Below are 17138 nucleotides of genomic sequence, written 5' to 3' on the forward strand. Positions count from 1 at the left end.
CGACAGGTAAAGGGCGGGAAAACAGTCTCCCGAAAATCGAGGTTCGGAAAGACGGCGTCCCGGAGCGTTTCGTCGTCCTCGTCCCGGTCGGTATCACGCGCCGAAGGTTTCGTCGACGCGCGTCGCCTGCACAGCGAGGATGTGGTCAAGAAGACGCTCGATGAGAACGTCGGCGTGCTCGGCGTGGCGACCCGTCCCAAAGTGCTGGATTTCGACGCGCGCCTGAAGGAGCGGAAGAAGGCGGGCACCCGGGTCGCCGCCATCCGCGTGCTGATTGTGATATTGGCCGCGGCGCTGGTGTCCGCGCTGATCTGGCTTCTGTTGTTCTCATCCGTGTTCCGTTTGGAAACCTCGCAGATCAGCGTCAGCGGCGGCAACGAATGGGTGAGCGAGAAGGATGTGCTGGATATCGCGAACCAGCAATCCGGCAAATCGCTGTTCCTGGTCTCCGCAGACAAGGTCAGCTCGCAGCTGAAGAACATCCCCGGCGTAACCCAGGCGAACGTCGTCAAACGGTATCCGCGCTCGCTGGAGATTGACATCAAGGCGCAGCAGCCCGCCGCCATGCTCAAGGAACCAGATGGAACCCTGGTGGCGGTCGACCGCAAGGCCCGCGTGCTCAACGCGGTGGGCAAGGCGTCCATGAAAGGTATTCCGGTCATCGAGGTGAGCTCGGTGGACAACGGTCTGAACAGCCGCGCCGTCAAGGAGGCACTGACCATCCTCGGCGGTCTGCCCGACACGATGCGCACCGTCATCACCAAGGTGAGCGCGAAAACGCAGGATTCCATCACCACCGAGCTGAGTTCCGGCAAATATGTCGTCGTCTGGGGTGATTCGTCCGAGCTGAAACTCAAGTCGGCGATCGTCGACAAGCTGCTCAGCGACCCGTCGCTGATAGGAGACAAGCATCAGATCGACGTGTCGGCCCCGAGCCGACCCATCATCAAATAGCGCGCGTTTCGCCGTGGGCAGGACGCGAAACGTGGGTGAAAATACGAAAAGGGCCGCATGATCGTTGGAATCATGCGGCCCTTGGAGTGGAGCTGCGGGGAATTGAACCCCGGTCCGATGACCGAACCCTCAGTCTTCTACGTGCGTAGTCTGCTGGCCATATGGCGGTTTTTCTGCCCCCATCGATGTCGCAGACAACTGATGGCGGGCATATCCGCAGTTAAAGTCCCCGAATCACCCTGTGGCTCAATGATTCAGGCGAGTCTTCTAAACGACGCTCAGCATCCCCCCAAAGACGAGAGGGAGTGAACGGAGCGGCTGCTCACTGTTTAACCCTGGCGCGAAGCTCAGGCAGCGAGAGCGAACTCAGTGCGGTTAGATTTAGCACTTATTCTTTTGCAGGGGACATCCACGAGCGGACCCTGCGTTCTCGGCACGCTTCCCTGCGACGAACAGGTCACCGTCGAAACCGATCAGCCCCGATATTGAATTATCAATTCGCATTCCGGTTTATGACCGGACATTTCATTATATCCCAGCTGCTCGAAAAAGCAAGTCGGTCATCAGTCGGTCACCATACGCGCTTGGTGCCGGTCTGGACGCGCTTGGTTCCCGTCCGCACCTTTTTCGTGCCGGACTTGATGCTCTGCACCTGATACGAGCCGTGATCCTCCTGCCGGGTCCCGACCTGGATCTGCTTGTCCTGCCAGACCTTTTCGTACCGGTAGTTGTCGGGGAGGCCGGACTTGAGCAGGTAGTCACCGTGCTCCTCGAACGCGGGGTCGTTCACGTTCGCAGTGAACCAGTCGTGTTCAAAGATGGCGCGTCCGGTCGGCACCTGCACCCGTTGCGTCTCATAGACCGGCCGGGTCTCCCAGTGTCCGGAGGGGCCGCCGTTCGGGCCGCTCCTGTCGGGCTGTGCAGTGGAATCGAGCTGCGCGGATTTGCCGTCGGCATTGTCGGCGTCGGTGCCGTCCTTACGGATATTGTCCCCGGTTGCTTCGTTCTTGCCACCGGGGCCGGACACCCCCCCCTCGGTTTCCGGAGAGGTTCCCTGTTCTCCGGAGGCGACGGTGCCGGCCGGCTTCGGTGGACGCGGCATAATCGCGTGTTCGTTCGCGCTTATGGTTTTTTTTGGGGGGGGTATGCCGTGGTATGCCCAGTTCGGATGCGGTGGCGGTGGGTGCGATAGAATCCGATACATGAAAGTGGTATTGCAGCGTGTGTCGCAGGCGTCGGTCGATGCCGTCAATGAGCTGGGGGATTTGGATCCCACGTTCGACCTTCAGCAGATCGGTCCGGGGTTCCTGCTGCTGGTCGGCGTGACCGATGAGGACGGCGATGACGAGATCGCATGGCTGGCGCATAAGATTCTGCGTCTGCGCGTGTTCGAGGACGAGCAGGGCAAGATGAACCGGTCGATCCAGGACATCGGCGGTGAGATCCTGTCCGTGTCGCAGTTCACGCTGTTCGCCGACGTGCGCAAGGGGAACCGGCCGAGCTTCGTCGGCGCGGGCAAGCCGGAACATGCCGACATCATGTGGATCAAATTCAACGAGGCGCTGCGCTCCGGGGGCGTTGCAGTACGCGAGGGGCGTTTCGGCGCCCATATGCGCGTCGGCCTGGTCAACGACGGCCCGGTCACGATCGTCATCGACACCGCCGACCGCCATTGATCGGTCGGGCCGCGGCTGCGCCGTCACCGTGCGAGGGTACCGTCCCGCGTGACGGTGCCCGTGACGCAACCCGTGCAACCCGCGCGGAGTATTGCCGTGTCCGTGTCGGTTCTCGAATATGCGAAAACCCGCCCGACCGGCTGCCGGTCGTAACCGGTCAGTCAATCGGGCGGGCTCTGCGGGGCGGTCAGTCAGCGCCGAAGTGCCTTGACCCTATCAGGCTTCCACGGGTTTCTTGCCGCTTTCGAGCACCCTGTAGGCGAAGCCGACGACGAGTACGTAGAGGCAGCCGATGGCCATCACGAGGATGCCGCCGAACTGACCTGCGACGTCGGCCGCGGCACCCATGATGGGCGGGAAGATCGCGCCGCCGATCAGGCCCATGAGCATCAGGCCGGAGATCTCGTTCTGACGGTCCGGACGGTACATGAGCGCGTGGGAGAGGAACAGCGAGAACACGTTCGAGTTGCCGAAGCCGACGAGTGCGACCGCGACCCAGAACAGCCAGACCGGCGGATTGGTCGGCACGAGCGTGAAGATCGCGAAGCAGATGGCGGAGAGCGTCATGATGACGCCGCAGATGCGCACGCCGAGCTTGTTGCTGATCTTCTGGAGCACGATGCCGCCGGTGAAGCAGCCGATCATGCGGGCGACGAAGTACACCATCGTCGCGGAGGACGCGATGGCTGTGAACGTGTCGCCGGTGTGCTCGGTCAGGATGCGCGGCGCCTGCGCGTTGATGGCGACGTCCACGCCCACGTGCGCCACGATGCCGAGGAAGCACAGGAGCACGATGCGGTCGGAGAACAGCAGCTTGAAGCAGCGGCCGATGGTAGTGGTGCCGGCGTCAGGCGCGGGCTCCTCGATCTTGTCGAACGCGAGCAGCACGTAGCCGAGGATGCCGACGATGAAGTAGATCACGAACAGTATCCACCACATGCCGACCTGCTTGCCGTCAGCGTTGGTGTAGGTGAAGGCGGAGATGCTGTTCGCGCCCCACATGGCGATCCACGGGGCGAACAGGGAGGCGAACGCCTTGACGAACTGGCCGAGGGTCAGCGTGGAGGCGAGCTTATCACCCTTGACGAACACGGTCAGCAGCGGGTTGAGCGACACCTGCATCAGTGTGTTGCCGATGCCGAGGAACGCGAAGGAGATGACGATGAGCACCAGCTGCACGGTGGACTTCATCGGGCACAGCAGGTAGGCGATGATCGGCAGTGCCATGGCGACGAGCGTCACCAGGATGGACCACAGCACGGTCTTGCGCCGCCCGATCTTGTTCATCAGGATGCCGGTGGGCACGGAGAAGATCAGGAACCAGAAGAACACCATGGTGGTGAACAGGTTGGCGGTTCCGTCGGCGAGACCGAACTCGGCCTTCACGTAGTTCGTCGCGGTGCCGACCAGGTCGACGAAGCCCATGACGAAGAAGGCGAACATGACAGGCAGGATCTTGGCGAATCCCGCGTTGACTGGCTTGGTGGTTTCGTTGCTCATTGCGATGTTTCCCTTTTCTCTGATAATGAGCTGTGATTATTTGATCGTCGGTGCATCCTGCGGGCGTGTCACTGCGCGGCCTGCGCGAGGTAGTCGGGCATGGTGTCCGGGTACTCTGGCCAGGCGCCGTTGGCGGTGCAGACGTACGCGGCGGTGTTCACGGCCTTGCGGTGCGCCTCGGCCAGCGTGTCGCCGAGCAGCGTACGGGCGGTGAACGTGCCTGAGAAGGAGTCGCCGGCGCCGACGGTGTCGACGACCTCGACGTGCGGGGTGGCCAGCGTGGAGGACTCGCCGTTCTTGGAGATGATGGTGGAGAACGTGGAACCGCCGGTCAGGATAACGTAGTCGAGGCCGTACTCGCTCATGAACCAGCGGCAGGCGTCGTCATCGGAGGTGCCGCGGATGTCGAACATGTCGCGCAGGAGCAGCAGTTCGGCGTCGTTGATCTTGAAGACGGTCGCCGCTTCAAGCAGCTCCTCGATGAGCTCCTTGGAGTAGTGGTCGCCGCGCAGGTTGATGTCGAAGAATTTCATTGCGCCCGGCTTGGTGTGCTTGAGCAGCTCGATGATGGTGTCGTGGGTCTCGGGGGAGCGCAGGGCCAGCGTGCCGTAGCAGATGGCGTCGGCCTGCTCCACGACCTCGATGAGCTGGCGGGTGAGCAGCAGGTGGTCCCAGGCGACGCCCTTGACGATGGTGTACTCCGGGATGCCGTTCTTCAAGCTGACCTCGACAGTGGAGGTGGGCCATGCGTTGCGCTGGATGATGGAGTGGATGCCGGCCTTCTCGGCTTCGGCGAGCAGCTCGTCGCCGAGCGCATCCTCGCCGACCGCGCTGATTGACCAGCCGTCGGCGCCGTTCATCTTCGCGTGGTAGGCGAAGTTGACGGGGGCGCCGCCTGCGCGCTTTCCGCTGGGCAGCATGTCCCACAGGAGCTCTCCGAGAGACAGAACGATGGGCTTGGTCATGATGGTTTCCTTTCCGGGATGGTTGCTGTGGTTGTTGTGTTGTTGTGTTGCTGCGGGGTCCTCCGTTGTGGGGACCCCGGAAATCCGTGATGTTCCGCGGGCGGTCACGACAGTTCGAAGAACTGTGGCGGGTGGTCGAGGAACTGGTTGATGGCTACGGCCGCGGCGCCGTTCAGGGCGGCGTCCGCGGGCAGGGCGGACAGGGTGATGGCGGTGGTGTCGTTGAGCTCGTGGATGACGTGCTTGTCGATGACCTTGTGCACTTCGTCGAGCAAGAGCTGCCCGGCTTCGGCGACGATGTCGCCGATGACGATCTGCGAGGGGTTGAAGGAGTTGAAGATCGTGATGCAGCCGAAACCGACGTACCGTGCGACCCGCTTGATCAGTGCGATCGCGCGCTTGTCGCCGCCGCGGGCCAGTGCGAACAGCGCTCGGCATGCCTGCAGGTGGGTCATCGTGCCGGCATCGGCGATCAGATCGTCTTCCTTCAGGATCATCTCGTGGATCGCGGGGGTGGAGCAGTAGCGTTCGAGGCATCCGACGTTGCCGCAGTCGCACGGCTTGCCGTTGATGTCGATGCTGACATGGCCGATTTCGGTGGCCGCTCCGAGGGCGCCGTTGATGATGTTGCCGTGGTCGATCACGCCGAGGCCGACGCCTTCGCCGACGAGGTAGTAGGCGAGGTTCTCGGTGGTGATGGTGGGATCGAACAGGTATTGGGCCATCGCGCCGGCGCGGGCGTCTTGCTCCACGAACACGGGGACGGTGAACGCGTTGCTGAATTCGTGGATGAAGTTGACTTTCTGCCATCCGCGCATCGAGGACACGACGGCGGTGCGTCCCACGCTGCGCAGGTAGGGGCCGGGGACGGCCATGCCGATGGCGATGATGCGTCGGTCGGCTTCGATCAGCGAACCGATGGTGTCGTGGAGCTGCATGATCGCCGAGTCGATGGTGTCTTCGGTGACTTGGGGCAGTTCCTGCACGGTCAGCGGTTTGCCGGCGAGGTCGAACACGCCGAGCTGTACCAGGCTTCGCGCGAATTTCACGGCGATGACGTGGAATTCTGCGGTGTCGAGAGTGAGCCCGATGGAGCGGCGGTTCTTGCGCCCCTCGAAATCGCCGGTCTCCTTGATGGCGCCGGCTTCTATGAGCTTGGCGGTGATCTTGGTGATGGCGGCGGGGGTGAGGTCGAGGGCTTTGGCGATCTGCGCGCGAGAGCTGATGCCGTGCTGGTACAGGTGCTGCATGATCCGCGAACGGTTGGTTTCGGACACTGATGCCAGGGTTGCGTTGGCGATGGTGTTGGTCATCACTGCTCCTTCGCTGTCGTGCCGTGTGCGCGGTCGTTGCGTGTTGTTGTCATGCTCGTCATTGAATATGAACGATGTTTATATATTAACACTGTTAATCAAAAAAAGGGAGGCGCGCCGTTGTTCGGCGTGTCGCGCCTTGTCCCACGGTTTGCGCGTGTCGGGGCGTGGGATGGTTCGGGTGCCCTCGTGCGGGATGGTACGGTGATAGACAAGGTATGTGACGCATCGAAGGAGATGACAATGACGGTTGAAATCGCGGTGCAGGACGTGGAGGGCGCCCGCATCGCACATGAGGAGGGGGCGGATCGCGTCGAACTGTGCGCCGCTCTGATGGGCACGGGCGGGCTGACCCCAAGCTTCGGCATGATCCAGGCATGCTCCCATGTCGGCGTACCCCAAGGCGTCCAGGTGCTGATCCGTCCGAGAGGCGGTTCGTTCGTGTTCACCGATGAAGAGAAATACGTGCAGATCGCCGACGTCCGTTCGGCCATCCTCGCCGGGGCGTCCGGCGTCGTCGTCGGAGGCATGACCGAGGACGGGCGCATTGACGTGCCGTTCACCCGCGCGCTGGCCGAGGCCGCCCGCAACGAGGCCGTGCGCTGCAATCGCAAGGTGCAGGTCACGTATCATCGTGCGTTCGACATGCTCGACGATCAGTTCGCCGCGCTGGATACCCTGATCGAACTTGGCTTCACCCGCGTGCTCACCTCGGGTGGCGCCGCATGCGTCCCGGATGGTCTGGGCCGCCTGCGGGAGCTGTCCGAATACGCCGCGGGGCGCATCCAGATACAGGCCGGCGGCGGTGTGACCGTCGATCTCATTCCCGCCTTGAAGGAGACGGGCGTGTCGGCGATTCATTTGTCGGCGAAACGCACGATGACATCGGATGGGGGCCCCGGAGGCGGAGGCAATGGCGTCATGGTATGCCGCACCGATCGGGATGTCGTGCGTGCCGCAGTCGCCGCCGCGCGCTGAAAATCCAAATCCTCCCGCTGACGGGAGGTGGCGCGCAGCCTGATCAGCGGTTTTCCAGGTAATCGTGGAGAACTGATAGGGCTTCGCCACGCAGGGTGATTTCGCCCTCGCACTCGCATCGGCGGATGATGGTCCGCGTGTGGAACGACGAGCCGGTCAGCAGGTCGAGCTGCGCCTGCGCGGCCGACAGCAGGGTGTCGTTGACGATGTCGCTCTGCCCGTACACGCACACGTCGGCAAGGTCCAGCAGTCCCACGGGCATGGACAGCGCCGTGCCCAGATAGGTGCCGGCCTCGCGCAGGATGCTCGCGCGCATCCGTTCGTCGCTGCGCTGCAGCCGTGCGTGCAGCGAGGTCGCCGAGACCAGGCGTTCGAGGCACCCTCGCTTGCCGCAGGCGCACGGAGGGCCCTGCGGGTCGAGGGAGATGTGGCCGATCTCGCCGCCGGCGTGGTTCTCGCCGAACACCGGCACGTCGCCCAGCAGCACGGCGCCTCCGACGCCACGGCGCAGGCGGACGAACATCATATTGGGGCCGCCCTTGCCGAACAGTCGCTCGGTGAACATGGCGGCGGTCGCGTCGTTGTTCACGGTGACGGGAAGTGAGAAACGCCGTTCGATGGGCGTGCGGACGTCGACGTTGCGCCAGCCGAGCAGCGTGGAGCGCTTCACCAGGCCGTTGCCGTCGACCACGCCGGGCATGGCGAGCCCGATGCCGATGACGTTCTGCGTGGCGGCGTGCAGGGGAGTGATGACCTCGTTGATGGTGTCGAAATCCACATGGTTCACCGCCCGCAGCGCGTGTTCCACGTGCATGACCGGCTCGCCGAGCAGGTTCGTGGCCTCGCCCTGGATGAGATGCGGCTGTGACAGGTCGATGCTGATGATATGCAGCGTGTCGGGGTCGACGCTCAGCAGCGTGCCTCGCTTGCCCTTGCCGCCGTTGGACTCGCGGCCGTTCTCGCGCAGCAGGTGACAGCTGAGCATGCTGTTGACCACATCGGAGACCGCCACGCGGGACAGTCCCGTGCGCCGCCCCAATTCGGCGCGTGAAAGTTGGACGTCGGGGAACAGCAGGCTGAAGATCAATGACCGGTTCGTGCGTCTTGCATCGGCGGGACTTGCCTTGCCGCTCTGTCCCGGGTTGTGGGGGCCCCATATCCCGGATTGCTGGTAAGCGGTCATAAGTCCCTGGATCCTTTCCGTGGCTCTCCGCGAGACCATTTCCGGTCACGCAATGTTCATTCTACGGTCGCTCATGTTCAATGTCCGTTGTGTCGCCGAAGATGCGGATATACACATTAGTTAGTATCATTAACAAATAGCGGATGCGCATGTCACGGGAAACGCAAGAATCGCGTGACGGCACGGCTGGTCGCTGATGACAACGGGGTGGCCGAACCGCTGAAGAATGAACAACACAAGGAGGTTGCACATGCCTGAAGTGATTATCGTGAAGGATCAGGATGAGGCCGGCGAGCTGTACGCCCGCTGCGTCGCCGATCTGATCAAGGGCAAGCCGGACGCGGTGCTGGGTCTGGCGACCGGTTCGAGCCCGCTGGCCGCCTACCGTCACCTCGCCGCCATGGTGAAGGCCGAGGACATCGACGTGTCGAAGGTGCGCGGTTTCGCGCTTGACGAGTACATCGGTCTGCCGCTGACCCATCCGGAGTCCTACCACAGCACCATCCACCGCACCGTCGTCGAGCCGCTCGGCCTCGACCCGGAGAAGGTGCACGTGCCCGGTGACGTGCTCGACGGCGCCCCGCTGGAGGACGGCGAGCGTATCGCCCACGCCGGCCCCGAATACGATGCGGCCATCGAGGCCGCGGGCGGCATCGACGTGCAGATCCTCGGCATCGGCACCGACGGCCACGTCGGCTTCAACGAGCCCGGCTCGTCGCTGGCCTCCGGCACGCGCGTCAAGACGCTGGCCGAGCAGACCCGCGTCGACAACGCCCGCTTCTTCGACGACGACATCAACCAGGTGCCGACCCACTGCATCACGCAGGGCATCGGCACGATCCTCAAGGCCCGTCACCTGGTGCTGCTGGCCTTCGGCGAGGGCAAGGCCGAAGCGGTCGAGGAGACCTGCGAGGGCGGCGTGAGCGCCTTCTGCCCGGCTTCCGCTCTGCAGCTGCACCCGCACGCGACGATCATCGTCGACGAGGCCGCCGCCTCCCGCCTGCGCCACAAGGACTACTACAAGTACGCCTTCGAGCACAAGCCGGCTTGGCAGGGCATCTGATCAGCGCCCTGACAGGCATATCGATATGCGCTCCCGAACCGGGGCGCATGACGGATGGGTTCCCCGTCTGGGGGACCCATCCTCGCATGGGGCGGTCATCATCGCGCCCCGAATCACATACAAAGAGGTAGGACAATATGACTCAATCACGAGAACAGATCGTCGCGCGGGTGACTGATGCGCTGAAGGGCGAGGCGGGTCGCGTCGCCGTTCGCGGTGCCCGCAAGGTGGATGCGTGCGGCGTCCAGGATCATTTCTGGCTGACCGCGGCGGACGGTGTCATCGTCGCCACCGGCACCGACGACGAGGCGTTCGAGTCGGCGTGTCGTTCCATCGGCCTTGATCCGGCTGACGAGACGGCCATCATCGATGCGGCCGGGCAGCTGATCACCCCGGGCTATGTGGACATTCACGCGCATGGCGCATGGGAGCATTCCTTCGATGACGGTCCGGAAGGCATCGACATCGCGCGTGCCGGTCACGCCGTGCACGGCACGACCAGGCAGGTGCTGTCGCTGATCACCAACCCCATCGACGTGATCTGCGCGAACCTGAAGAACGTTCGCGCCAAGATGGACGAGCGCCCCGACGTGCTCGGCGCCCATCTCGAAGGTCCGTTCCTGGCGCTCGCCCGCAAGGGCGCTCATGATCCCGAGTGCCTCAAGGACCCGGTTCCCGAGCTCGTCGACGAGCTGCTGGGCGCTGCCGACGGCTGCATCCGCCAGATCACCATCGCGCCCGAGCTGCCTCACGGCATCAGCGCCATCAAGCAGTTCACGAAGGCGGGCGTCGTGCCGGCCGTCGGCCACTGCGACGCCGATTACGAGACCGCCAAGGCCGGTTTCGACGCCGGCGCGGGCATCATGACCCACATGTTCAACGCGATGAATGGACTGCACCACCGCAAGCCGGGCCCGATCCCGGCGGCCGTGGAGGATCCGCGCGTCACTATCGAGCTGATCAACGACGGCTTCCACGTGCAGGACCCGATGGTCAAGCTGGGCTTCGAGTTCGCACCCCACCGCACGGCGTTCGTCACCGACGCGATGGCGGCCACCGACTGCCCTGACGGCCCGTACAAGCTGGGTGCGCTGGACGTGAACGTCGTCGACGGCCACGCCCGTCTGGTGTCGAACGGTGCCATCGCCGGCTCCACGCTGCTGCTTGAGGTCGCCGTGCAGCGCGCCGTCAATGAGCTGGGCATCTCCCCGGTCGACGCCGTCGAGGCTGCCACGCTGGCGCCCGCGCGCGTTCGGCTACGACAAGCCGAACACGGTCACCGGCGCCCCGCTGGGTCTGCTCGCGCCCGGGTACGCCGCCGACCTGTTGCTCACCGATCCGTCCAGCTGGACGGTCAACCAGGTGTGGTGCGCCGGCCGCAAGCTGAAGTAAGGCGCAGCCGCAAGGCGTTGATTGCATTCGTCACGGGAAACTGTGATAGGTCGCGATGAGGGCCGTCTGCATATGCAGGCGGCCCTCATCTCATGTACAGCCTTGTCGCCCCCACCTCTTCCGGTCTCATAATGTGGGCATTGTGTGGCGGATGTCGCAAAATACCGGAATAGTTGCAATTCCAAGGGTTATTCGGCCACAAGCCGCACCCTTGCACATCCAGCCGATTCGTATGGAAACACATGGCTAACACAATAACCCCATAGTCTTGGTGACCGTGCCAATGAAGACGGCGCGGAGAGTAGTTAAGGAAGAGGTATTTCCCTTGAAGAATCATCGCAAGTTTTTGGCGGCTGTCGCATCCATCGCGGCAATCGCATCGCTGACCGCATGCGGCGGCGTGAAGGACGTCAATACGGCGAGCGGATCCGCGATCACCATCGGCACCACCGATAAGATCACCAGCGTGGATCCCGCGGGCTCTTACGACAATGGTTCGTATGCCGTGCAGATTCAGATTTTCCCGTTCCTGTATGCACAGGATTACAATACGTCCGAATTGAGCCCGGATATCGCCGCCGATGACGGTACATGGAATGATGACGGCACCGAATTCACCGTAAAGATCAAGGAAGGGCTGAAGTTCGCGAACGGTCATGACCTGACCGCATCCGATGTCAAGTTCTCGTATGACCGCATCAAGACGATCAACGACGCGAACGGCCCGAGCTCGCTGCTCGCCAACGTCGAATCCGTCGAGGCTCCGGACGATACCACCGTCGTGTTCAAGGACTCCGTGCCGTTCGATGTGACGCTCAAGCAGGTCATGTCCAGCCCGGCCGGACCCATCGTCGACGAAGAGGTCTTCGACGCCGACAAGCTGACCGACGCCGACACCATCGTCAAGGGGAACGCGTTCGCCGGCCCGTACAAGCTCACCGCGTTCAAGATGAACGAGACCGCGTCCTACGAGAAGAACGACAGCTACAAGGGCCTGACCCCGGCCAAGAACGACGCCATCCAGGTCAAGTACTTCGCCGACGCGTCCAACCTCAAGCTCAACGTCCAGCAGGGCCAGATCGACGTGGCCTTCCGCTCGCTGACCCCGACCGACATCGAGGACCTGTCCAAGGACTCCAAGGTCAAGGTCGTCAAGGGGCCGGGCGGTGAGGAACGCTTCCTGACCTTCAACTTCAAGATCCAGCCCTACGGCGAGTCCCAGTCCGACGCCGACGCCAACAAGGCCAAGGCCGTGCGCCAGGCCGTCGCCAACCTCATCGACCGCGATGAGCTGAGCAAGAAGGTCTACAAGGGCACCTACACCCCGATGTACTCCTTCATCCCCGACGGACTGTCCGGCCATGACGACACGCTGAAGGCCACCTATGGCGACGGTGAGGGCAAGCCCGACGCCGCCAAGGCCAAGAAGGTGCTGGAGGACGCCGGCGTTTCGACCCCGGTCGACCTCAAGCTCCAGTACAACGGCGACCACTACGGCTCCTCGTCCGCCGACGAGTACGCCGCCATCAAGTCCCAGCTGGAGGCCGACGGCCTGTTCAAGGTCGACCTGCAGCAGACCGAATGGACGCAGTACAACAAGGAACGCGTCGTCACCGAAGACTCCGACGGCTCGTACCCGGTCTACCAGCTCGGCTGGTTCCCGGACTACTCCGATCCGGACAACTACCTGTCCCCGTTCTTCCGCGACGGCAACTTCGTCAACAACGGCTACTCCAACAAGGAAGTCAACGATCTGATCGTCAAGCAGGCAGGCGAGAAGGACGCCACCAAGCGTGAGGAGATCCTCAAGCAGGTCCAGGCCCTGGAGACCGAGGACCTGTCCACCATCCCGCTGCTGCAGGGTGCCCAGGTGGCCGTCACCGGAACGAACATCAAGGGTGTCGTGCTCGACGCCTCGTTCCGCTTCCGCTACGCATCAGTGACCAAGTCCTGATCCAGTCCCGGCTCCCGCCGACGCGGGGCGACGCCCGTGAAGCCGGTCATGGATGGTGCAGTTGACGCCAAGCCATCCATGACCGCCGCGGGCGATCCCACACGCCGCGGGAGCATCATCCGTATTCGATCGTTTTTCCCAGAAGGAGCATCGCGTGTCCGAAAGCGCCACGGCGTCGGCACCTGCGAAGACGCAGCCGAAAGCCAAGAAAAACCGTTTGTCCAGTGGGTTTTTCCGTTTCGTATTGACCAGATTCCTGCTGATCATCCCCACTGTATTCATTCTCGTCACCATCGTGTTTTTCGTGATGCGTGCCACCGGCGACCCGATTTCCGCCGCCATGGGCGGACGCCTGACTCCCGAAGAGCTGCAACGCCGTATCCATGCCGCCGGCTATGACCGTCCGCTGGTCGTGCAGTACCTCGACTATCTTGGCGGGCTGCTGCGCGGCGATCTGGGCACCACGCTCACCGACAACCAGCCGGTCACCACCATCCTGACCCGCTACGGGGCGGCCACGTTCGAGCTCGCGTTCCTGAGCCTGATCGTCGCTCTGATCGTCGGCATCGGACTGGGCCGTCTCGCCGCCAGGCGCCGCGACCACGCCGCCGATGCGGGCATCCGCGTGTTCGCCATCCTGTGCTATGCGACGCCGGTGTTCTTCCTGGGACTGATGCTCAAGCTCGTCTTCGCGGTGTGGCTCAACGTGCTGCCCCCATCCGGTCGTTCCAGCTTCGCCAGCGACATGCAATTCCAGAGGCTGGTGTCGCCCACGGGCTTCTACATCATCGATGCCTTCCAGCTGGGTGACATGAGCGTGCTGGTCGATGTGCTGCGTCACGCGGTGCTGCCCGCCCTCGCGCTGGGTCTGCTGACCGCAGGCGTGTTCATCCGTCTGGTGCGCACCAACGTCATCTCCACGTACACGTCCGGCTACGTCGAGGCGGCGCGCTCCCGCGGCGTGTCGGAGGGCCGTCTGCTGTCCAAGCACGCCTGGCGACCCGCAATGATCCCGATCATCACGGTCATGGGCATGCAGATCGCGCTGATGCTCGCCGGCGCGGTGCTGACCGAGACCACCTTCGAGTGGAAGGGTCTGGGATTCATGCTGTCCCAGTACCTCAAGCAGCGTGACTTCGTCGCCGTGCAGGGCATCGTGATCCTAATCGCCATCATCGTCGCCGTGGTCAACTTCATCGTTGACGTGATCAGCGCGCTCATCGATCCGAGAGTGAGGTACTGACATGACCGAAAGCACTGCAACCAAAGTCGGCGTGCCCGGCGATAAGCGGCTCGGCGACCTCAAGGTCAACAAGCCGGTGCCATGGTACGGCAAGCTGCCGGTGGTGCGCGACCTGAAGATCGCGGTCGGCTGGCAGAAGGCCATGCTGGTCACGGGCCTTGTCATCACCGGCGTGTTCCTGCTCGTGGCGGTCTTCGCCCCGCTGATTGCGCCTTACGGATACTCGCAGATCAAGGACGCGGACGGCGTGTCGTTCCCGACGCAGGCCGCCCCCTCGTCCAAGCACATCTGGGGCACCACCGTCGGCGGATTCGACGTGTTCAGCCGCACGGTGTGGGGAGCGAGGACCGCGGTCATCGCCATCATCGTCGCCGTGCTGCTGTCGATCTTCGCCGGCGTGCTGCTCGGCCTCATCTCCGGATATTTCGGCGGATGGGTCGACCGCGTGCTGGTCGTGATCGCCGACGCCATCTACTCGTTCCCGTCGCTGCTGCTCGCCATCCTGATGGCCATCATGATCTCCGGCGGCCAGTCCGGCCTGTGGAGCGGCATCCTGGCATCAGGCATCTCCATCACCGTGGTGTACATCCCGCAGTACTTCCGCACCATCCGCGCCGAAGTGGTGCGCATCAAAGGGTCGGCCTACGTCGAGTCGGCGAAGGTCGTGGGCGCCTCCACATGGCGCATCATGACCAAGCACCTGCTGAAGAACTCGACGCGCACGCTGCCCGTCATCCTTACGCTCAACTCGTCCGAGGCGATTCTGACACTCGCCGGACTGGGCTTCCTCGGCTTCGGCATCGAGCCGACGTCCGCGGCCGAATGGGGGTATGACCTGAACCGTTCCGTCGCCGACGTCACCGCCGGCATCTGGTGGACGGCCGTGTTCCCCGGCATCGCCATCGTGCTGATCGTGCTGGGCATCACACTGGTGGGCGAATCGCTCAACGATCTGGCGGATCCGCGTCTTCGTGCCCGCAAGTCCGCCGGCGAGGTCATCGGATCCATCGAAGACACGTCCGTCGACCCCAGTGAGAAGCCGAGCGCCGACAACGAGGTGATCGCGGAGCTCAAATCCGAAGGCAAGCCCCAGGTCAGTGTGGAGAACCCTGCCATCGCGCAGGTGATGGAAAAGGAGACCGACCATGAGTGACTCGACCAACGTCAAGGACACGTCCGGCAATCTAGCCGAAATCGAGAACCTCAGCGTCTCGTTCATGACCGATGCGGGCTCCATCAAGGCCATCGACAAGGTGGATTTCACCATCCCGCGCAAGACCGTGGTCGGCGTGGTCGGCGAATCCGGCTCCGGCAAGTCGGTGACCGCCCGTTCGATCATCAAGCTGCTGCCCGAGACCGCCACCACGTCCGGTGCGATCTACCTGTCGAACCTTGCCGACTCCGAACGCCTTGACGTGCTGAGCCTGTCCGGTGAGGATCTGCGCCGCATGCGCGGCTCCGAAGCGGCCATGGTGTTCCAGGAGCCCAACTCGGTGCTCAACCCGGTGTACACCATCGGCTGGCAGATCGAGGAGGGCCTGCGCGCCCACGGCATGAAAGACAAGAAGGAGCGCCGGGCGAAGGCCATCGACATCCTCAAGAAGGTCGGCATCCCCGAGGCCGAGACCCGCATCGACTACTATCCCCACCAGTTCTCCGGCGGCCAGAAGCAGCGCATCGTCATCGCGATGGCGCTGGTGCTCAACCCCGGGCTGATCCTCGCCGACGAGCCGACCACCGCGCTCGACGTGACCGTGCAGGCCGAAATCCTCGACCTGCTGCGTCTCGCCCGCGACGAGTTCGACGCCTCCGTGCTGATCATCACGCACAACATGGGCGTCATCGCCGACATCGCCGACCAGGTGGTCGTGATGTACCGCGGCCATGTCGTCGAGCAGGGCGATGTGGAAAGCATCTTCTACCATCCCAGCCATCCCTACACCCAGCGCCTGCTGGCTGCGGTGCCGCGCATCGGCCAGAAGCTGGTCGTGCGCGATGTCGACGGCAAGCCGATCGACCGCACGTCGGATTGGCATGACGAGCCACTGGCCGTCGAGGCGAAGGGACTGACGATCACGTACCCCGGGCACCTGATGCAGCCCGACTTCGTGGCCGTAGACGGCATCGACTTCGCGATCCACCGTTCCGAAGTGCTCGGTCTGGTGGGGGAGTCCGGTTCCGGGAAATCCACCACCGGCCGCGCGATAGCCGGCCTGCAGAAAGTGAGCGGAGGCTCGCTCAATGTGCTCGGCGTCGAGATGAACGGCGTCAGGGAGCGTGATTTCAAGCCCAAGCGTGCCGACATCGGATTCGTGTTCCAGGATCCGGGTAGCTCGTTCAACCCGCTGATGACCATCGCGGAGAACGTCGCCGAACCGCTCATCGTGCACCGCAAGTACTCGTCGGTCGCTGACGCGAAGGAGTACGTGGGCGACCTGCTGGAGATGGTGCAGCTGCCGAGGGCGTACATGAGCCGATTCCCGCACGAGCTGTCGGGTGGCCAGCGGCAACGCGCCTCGCTGGCACGCGCGCTGGCGCTCAAGCCGTCGCTGCTGATCGCCGACGAGCCGACGAGCGCGCTCGACGTGTCGGTGCAGGCCAAGGTCCTTGAACTGTTCAAGAAGCTGCAGGTTGAGATCGGATTCGCCTGCCTGTTCATCACCCACGATCTGGCCGTGGTGGACATGCTCGCCGACCGTATCATGGTCATGCACAAGGGACGCATCGTCGAGCACGGCGACGCCGACGACATCATGCAGCGGCCGAGCAACCAGTACACGAAGAAACTGCTCGCCTCGCTGCCGGTTCCCGACCCGCGCGAACAGCAGAAGCACCGCGCCCACCTGCACGAGCTCCTGGCCGCCGAAAACGCGGCCTAGCCGCTAGCCCCAGCAGGATTACCGGTTCCGCCCCGCTG

13 protein-coding genes, 1 other RNA gene and 1 pseudogene are annotated in these 17138 nt (G+C 63.5%); 9 read left to right on the forward strand and 6 right to left on the reverse strand.

Going from position 1 to position 17138, the window contains the following annotated elements; translation table 11 throughout:
- Positions 1-141 precede the first annotated feature (141 nt).
- Positions 142-954, forward strand: coding sequence for a cell division protein FtsQ/DivIB (locus BBBF_RS02775; RefSeq protein WP_003817017.1), 813 nt, complete (start codon positions 142-144; stop codon positions 952-954).
- A gap of 84 nt (positions 955-1038) precedes the next feature.
- Here the strand turns inward: BBBF_RS02775 and ssrA are convergent.
- Positions 1039-1435: a transfer-messenger RNA gene (ssrA, locus tag BBBF_RS09300) on the reverse strand.
- A gap of 90 nt (positions 1436-1525) precedes the next feature.
- A complete protein-coding gene (locus BBBF_RS02780; RefSeq protein WP_021647893.1) occupies positions 1526-2056 on the reverse strand; it encodes a hypothetical protein in 531 nt (176 codons plus the stop codon).
- A gap of 100 nt (positions 2057-2156) precedes the next feature.
- Here BBBF_RS02780 and dtd point away from each other — a divergent pair, with 100 nt between their 5' ends.
- Entirely contained in the window at positions 2157-2630 is a 474-nt protein-coding gene (dtd, locus tag BBBF_RS02785) for a D-aminoacyl-tRNA deacylase (protein ID WP_033509472.1), read from the forward strand.
- 216 nt (positions 2631-2846) lie between these two features.
- Here the strand turns inward: dtd and BBBF_RS02790 are convergent, their stop codons facing one another.
- From BBBF_RS02790 to BBBF_RS02800, 3 genes are all read right to left on the reverse strand, one after another.
- A complete protein-coding gene (locus BBBF_RS02790) occupies positions 2847-4130 on the reverse strand; it encodes an MFS transporter (protein WP_013389667.1) in 1284 nt (427 codons plus the stop codon).
- Positions 4131-4198: 68 nt separating this feature from the next.
- Positions 4199-5095 carry a carbohydrate kinase family protein gene (locus BBBF_RS02795; RefSeq protein ID WP_003812340.1) on the reverse strand — a complete coding sequence of 299 codons (897 nt, stop codon included), beginning with the start codon at positions 5093-5095 and terminating at the stop codon, positions 4199-4201.
- A gap of 104 nt (positions 5096-5199) precedes the next feature.
- Complete coding sequence (locus BBBF_RS02800; protein ID WP_021647895.1) at positions 5200-6408, reverse strand: ROK family transcriptional regulator; 1209 nt, start codon at positions 6406-6408, stop codon at positions 5200-5202.
- Positions 6409-6651: 243 nt separating this feature from the next.
- On the opposite strand from BBBF_RS02800, the gene BBBF_RS02805 reads away from it, so the two are divergent.
- The gene (locus BBBF_RS02805; RefSeq protein ID WP_022174135.1) at positions 6652-7386 is read left to right on the forward strand and encodes a copper homeostasis protein CutC; all 735 of its coding nucleotides are present in this window, start codon (positions 6652-6654) and stop codon (positions 7384-7386) included.
- Positions 7387-7429: 43 nt separating this feature from the next.
- On the opposite strand, the gene BBBF_RS02810 is transcribed toward BBBF_RS02805, so the two are convergent.
- Positions 7430-8569: an ROK family protein gene (locus BBBF_RS02810; protein ID WP_003812345.1), complete on the reverse strand. Its 1140-nt coding sequence runs from the start codon at positions 8567-8569 to the stop codon at positions 7430-7432.
- Between the two features lie 250 nt (positions 8570-8819).
- Here BBBF_RS02810 and nagB point away from each other — a divergent pair, with 250 nt between their 5' ends.
- The 6 genes and pseudogenes from nagB to BBBF_RS02840 all read left to right on the forward strand — a co-directional run bounded on the left by nagB (position 8820) and on the right by BBBF_RS02840 (position 17100).
- On the forward strand, positions 8820-9632 hold the full coding sequence (gene nagB, locus BBBF_RS02815) for a glucosamine-6-phosphate deaminase (protein WP_003817044.1): 813 nt from the start codon (positions 8820-8822) through the stop codon (positions 9630-9632).
- 137 nt (positions 9633-9769) lie between these two features.
- A pseudogene (gene nagA / locus BBBF_RS02820) lies at positions 9770-11024 on the forward strand (N-acetylglucosamine-6-phosphate deacetylase).
- Between the two features lie 283 nt (positions 11025-11307).
- The gene (locus BBBF_RS02825; protein WP_021647902.1) at positions 11308-12978 is read left to right on the forward strand and encodes an ABC transporter substrate-binding protein; all 1671 of its coding nucleotides are present in this window, start codon (positions 11308-11310) and stop codon (positions 12976-12978) included.
- A gap of 154 nt (positions 12979-13132) precedes the next feature.
- Positions 13133-14221 (forward strand): ABC transporter permease, encoded by a 1089-nt coding sequence (locus BBBF_RS02830; protein WP_003821622.1) that lies wholly within the window; start codon positions 13133-13135, stop codon positions 14219-14221.
- Between the two features lies 1 nt (position 14222).
- The gene (locus tag BBBF_RS02835) at positions 14223-15374 is read left to right on the forward strand and encodes an ABC transporter permease (RefSeq protein ID WP_021647904.1); all 1152 of its coding nucleotides are present in this window, start codon (positions 14223-14225) and stop codon (positions 15372-15374) included.
- Entirely contained in the window at positions 15367-17100 is a 1734-nt protein-coding gene (locus BBBF_RS02840; RefSeq protein WP_021647905.1) for a dipeptide ABC transporter ATP-binding protein, read from the forward strand. The genes BBBF_RS02835 and BBBF_RS02840 overlap by 8 nt, the downstream gene beginning before the upstream one ends.
- The last annotated feature ends 38 nt before the right edge of the window (positions 17101-17138 follow it).

It is taken from the genome of Bifidobacterium bifidum ATCC 29521 = JCM 1255 = DSM 20456, from assembly GCF_001025135.1.
GTDB lineage: Bacteria > Actinomycetota > Actinomycetes > Actinomycetales > Bifidobacteriaceae > Bifidobacterium > Bifidobacterium bifidum.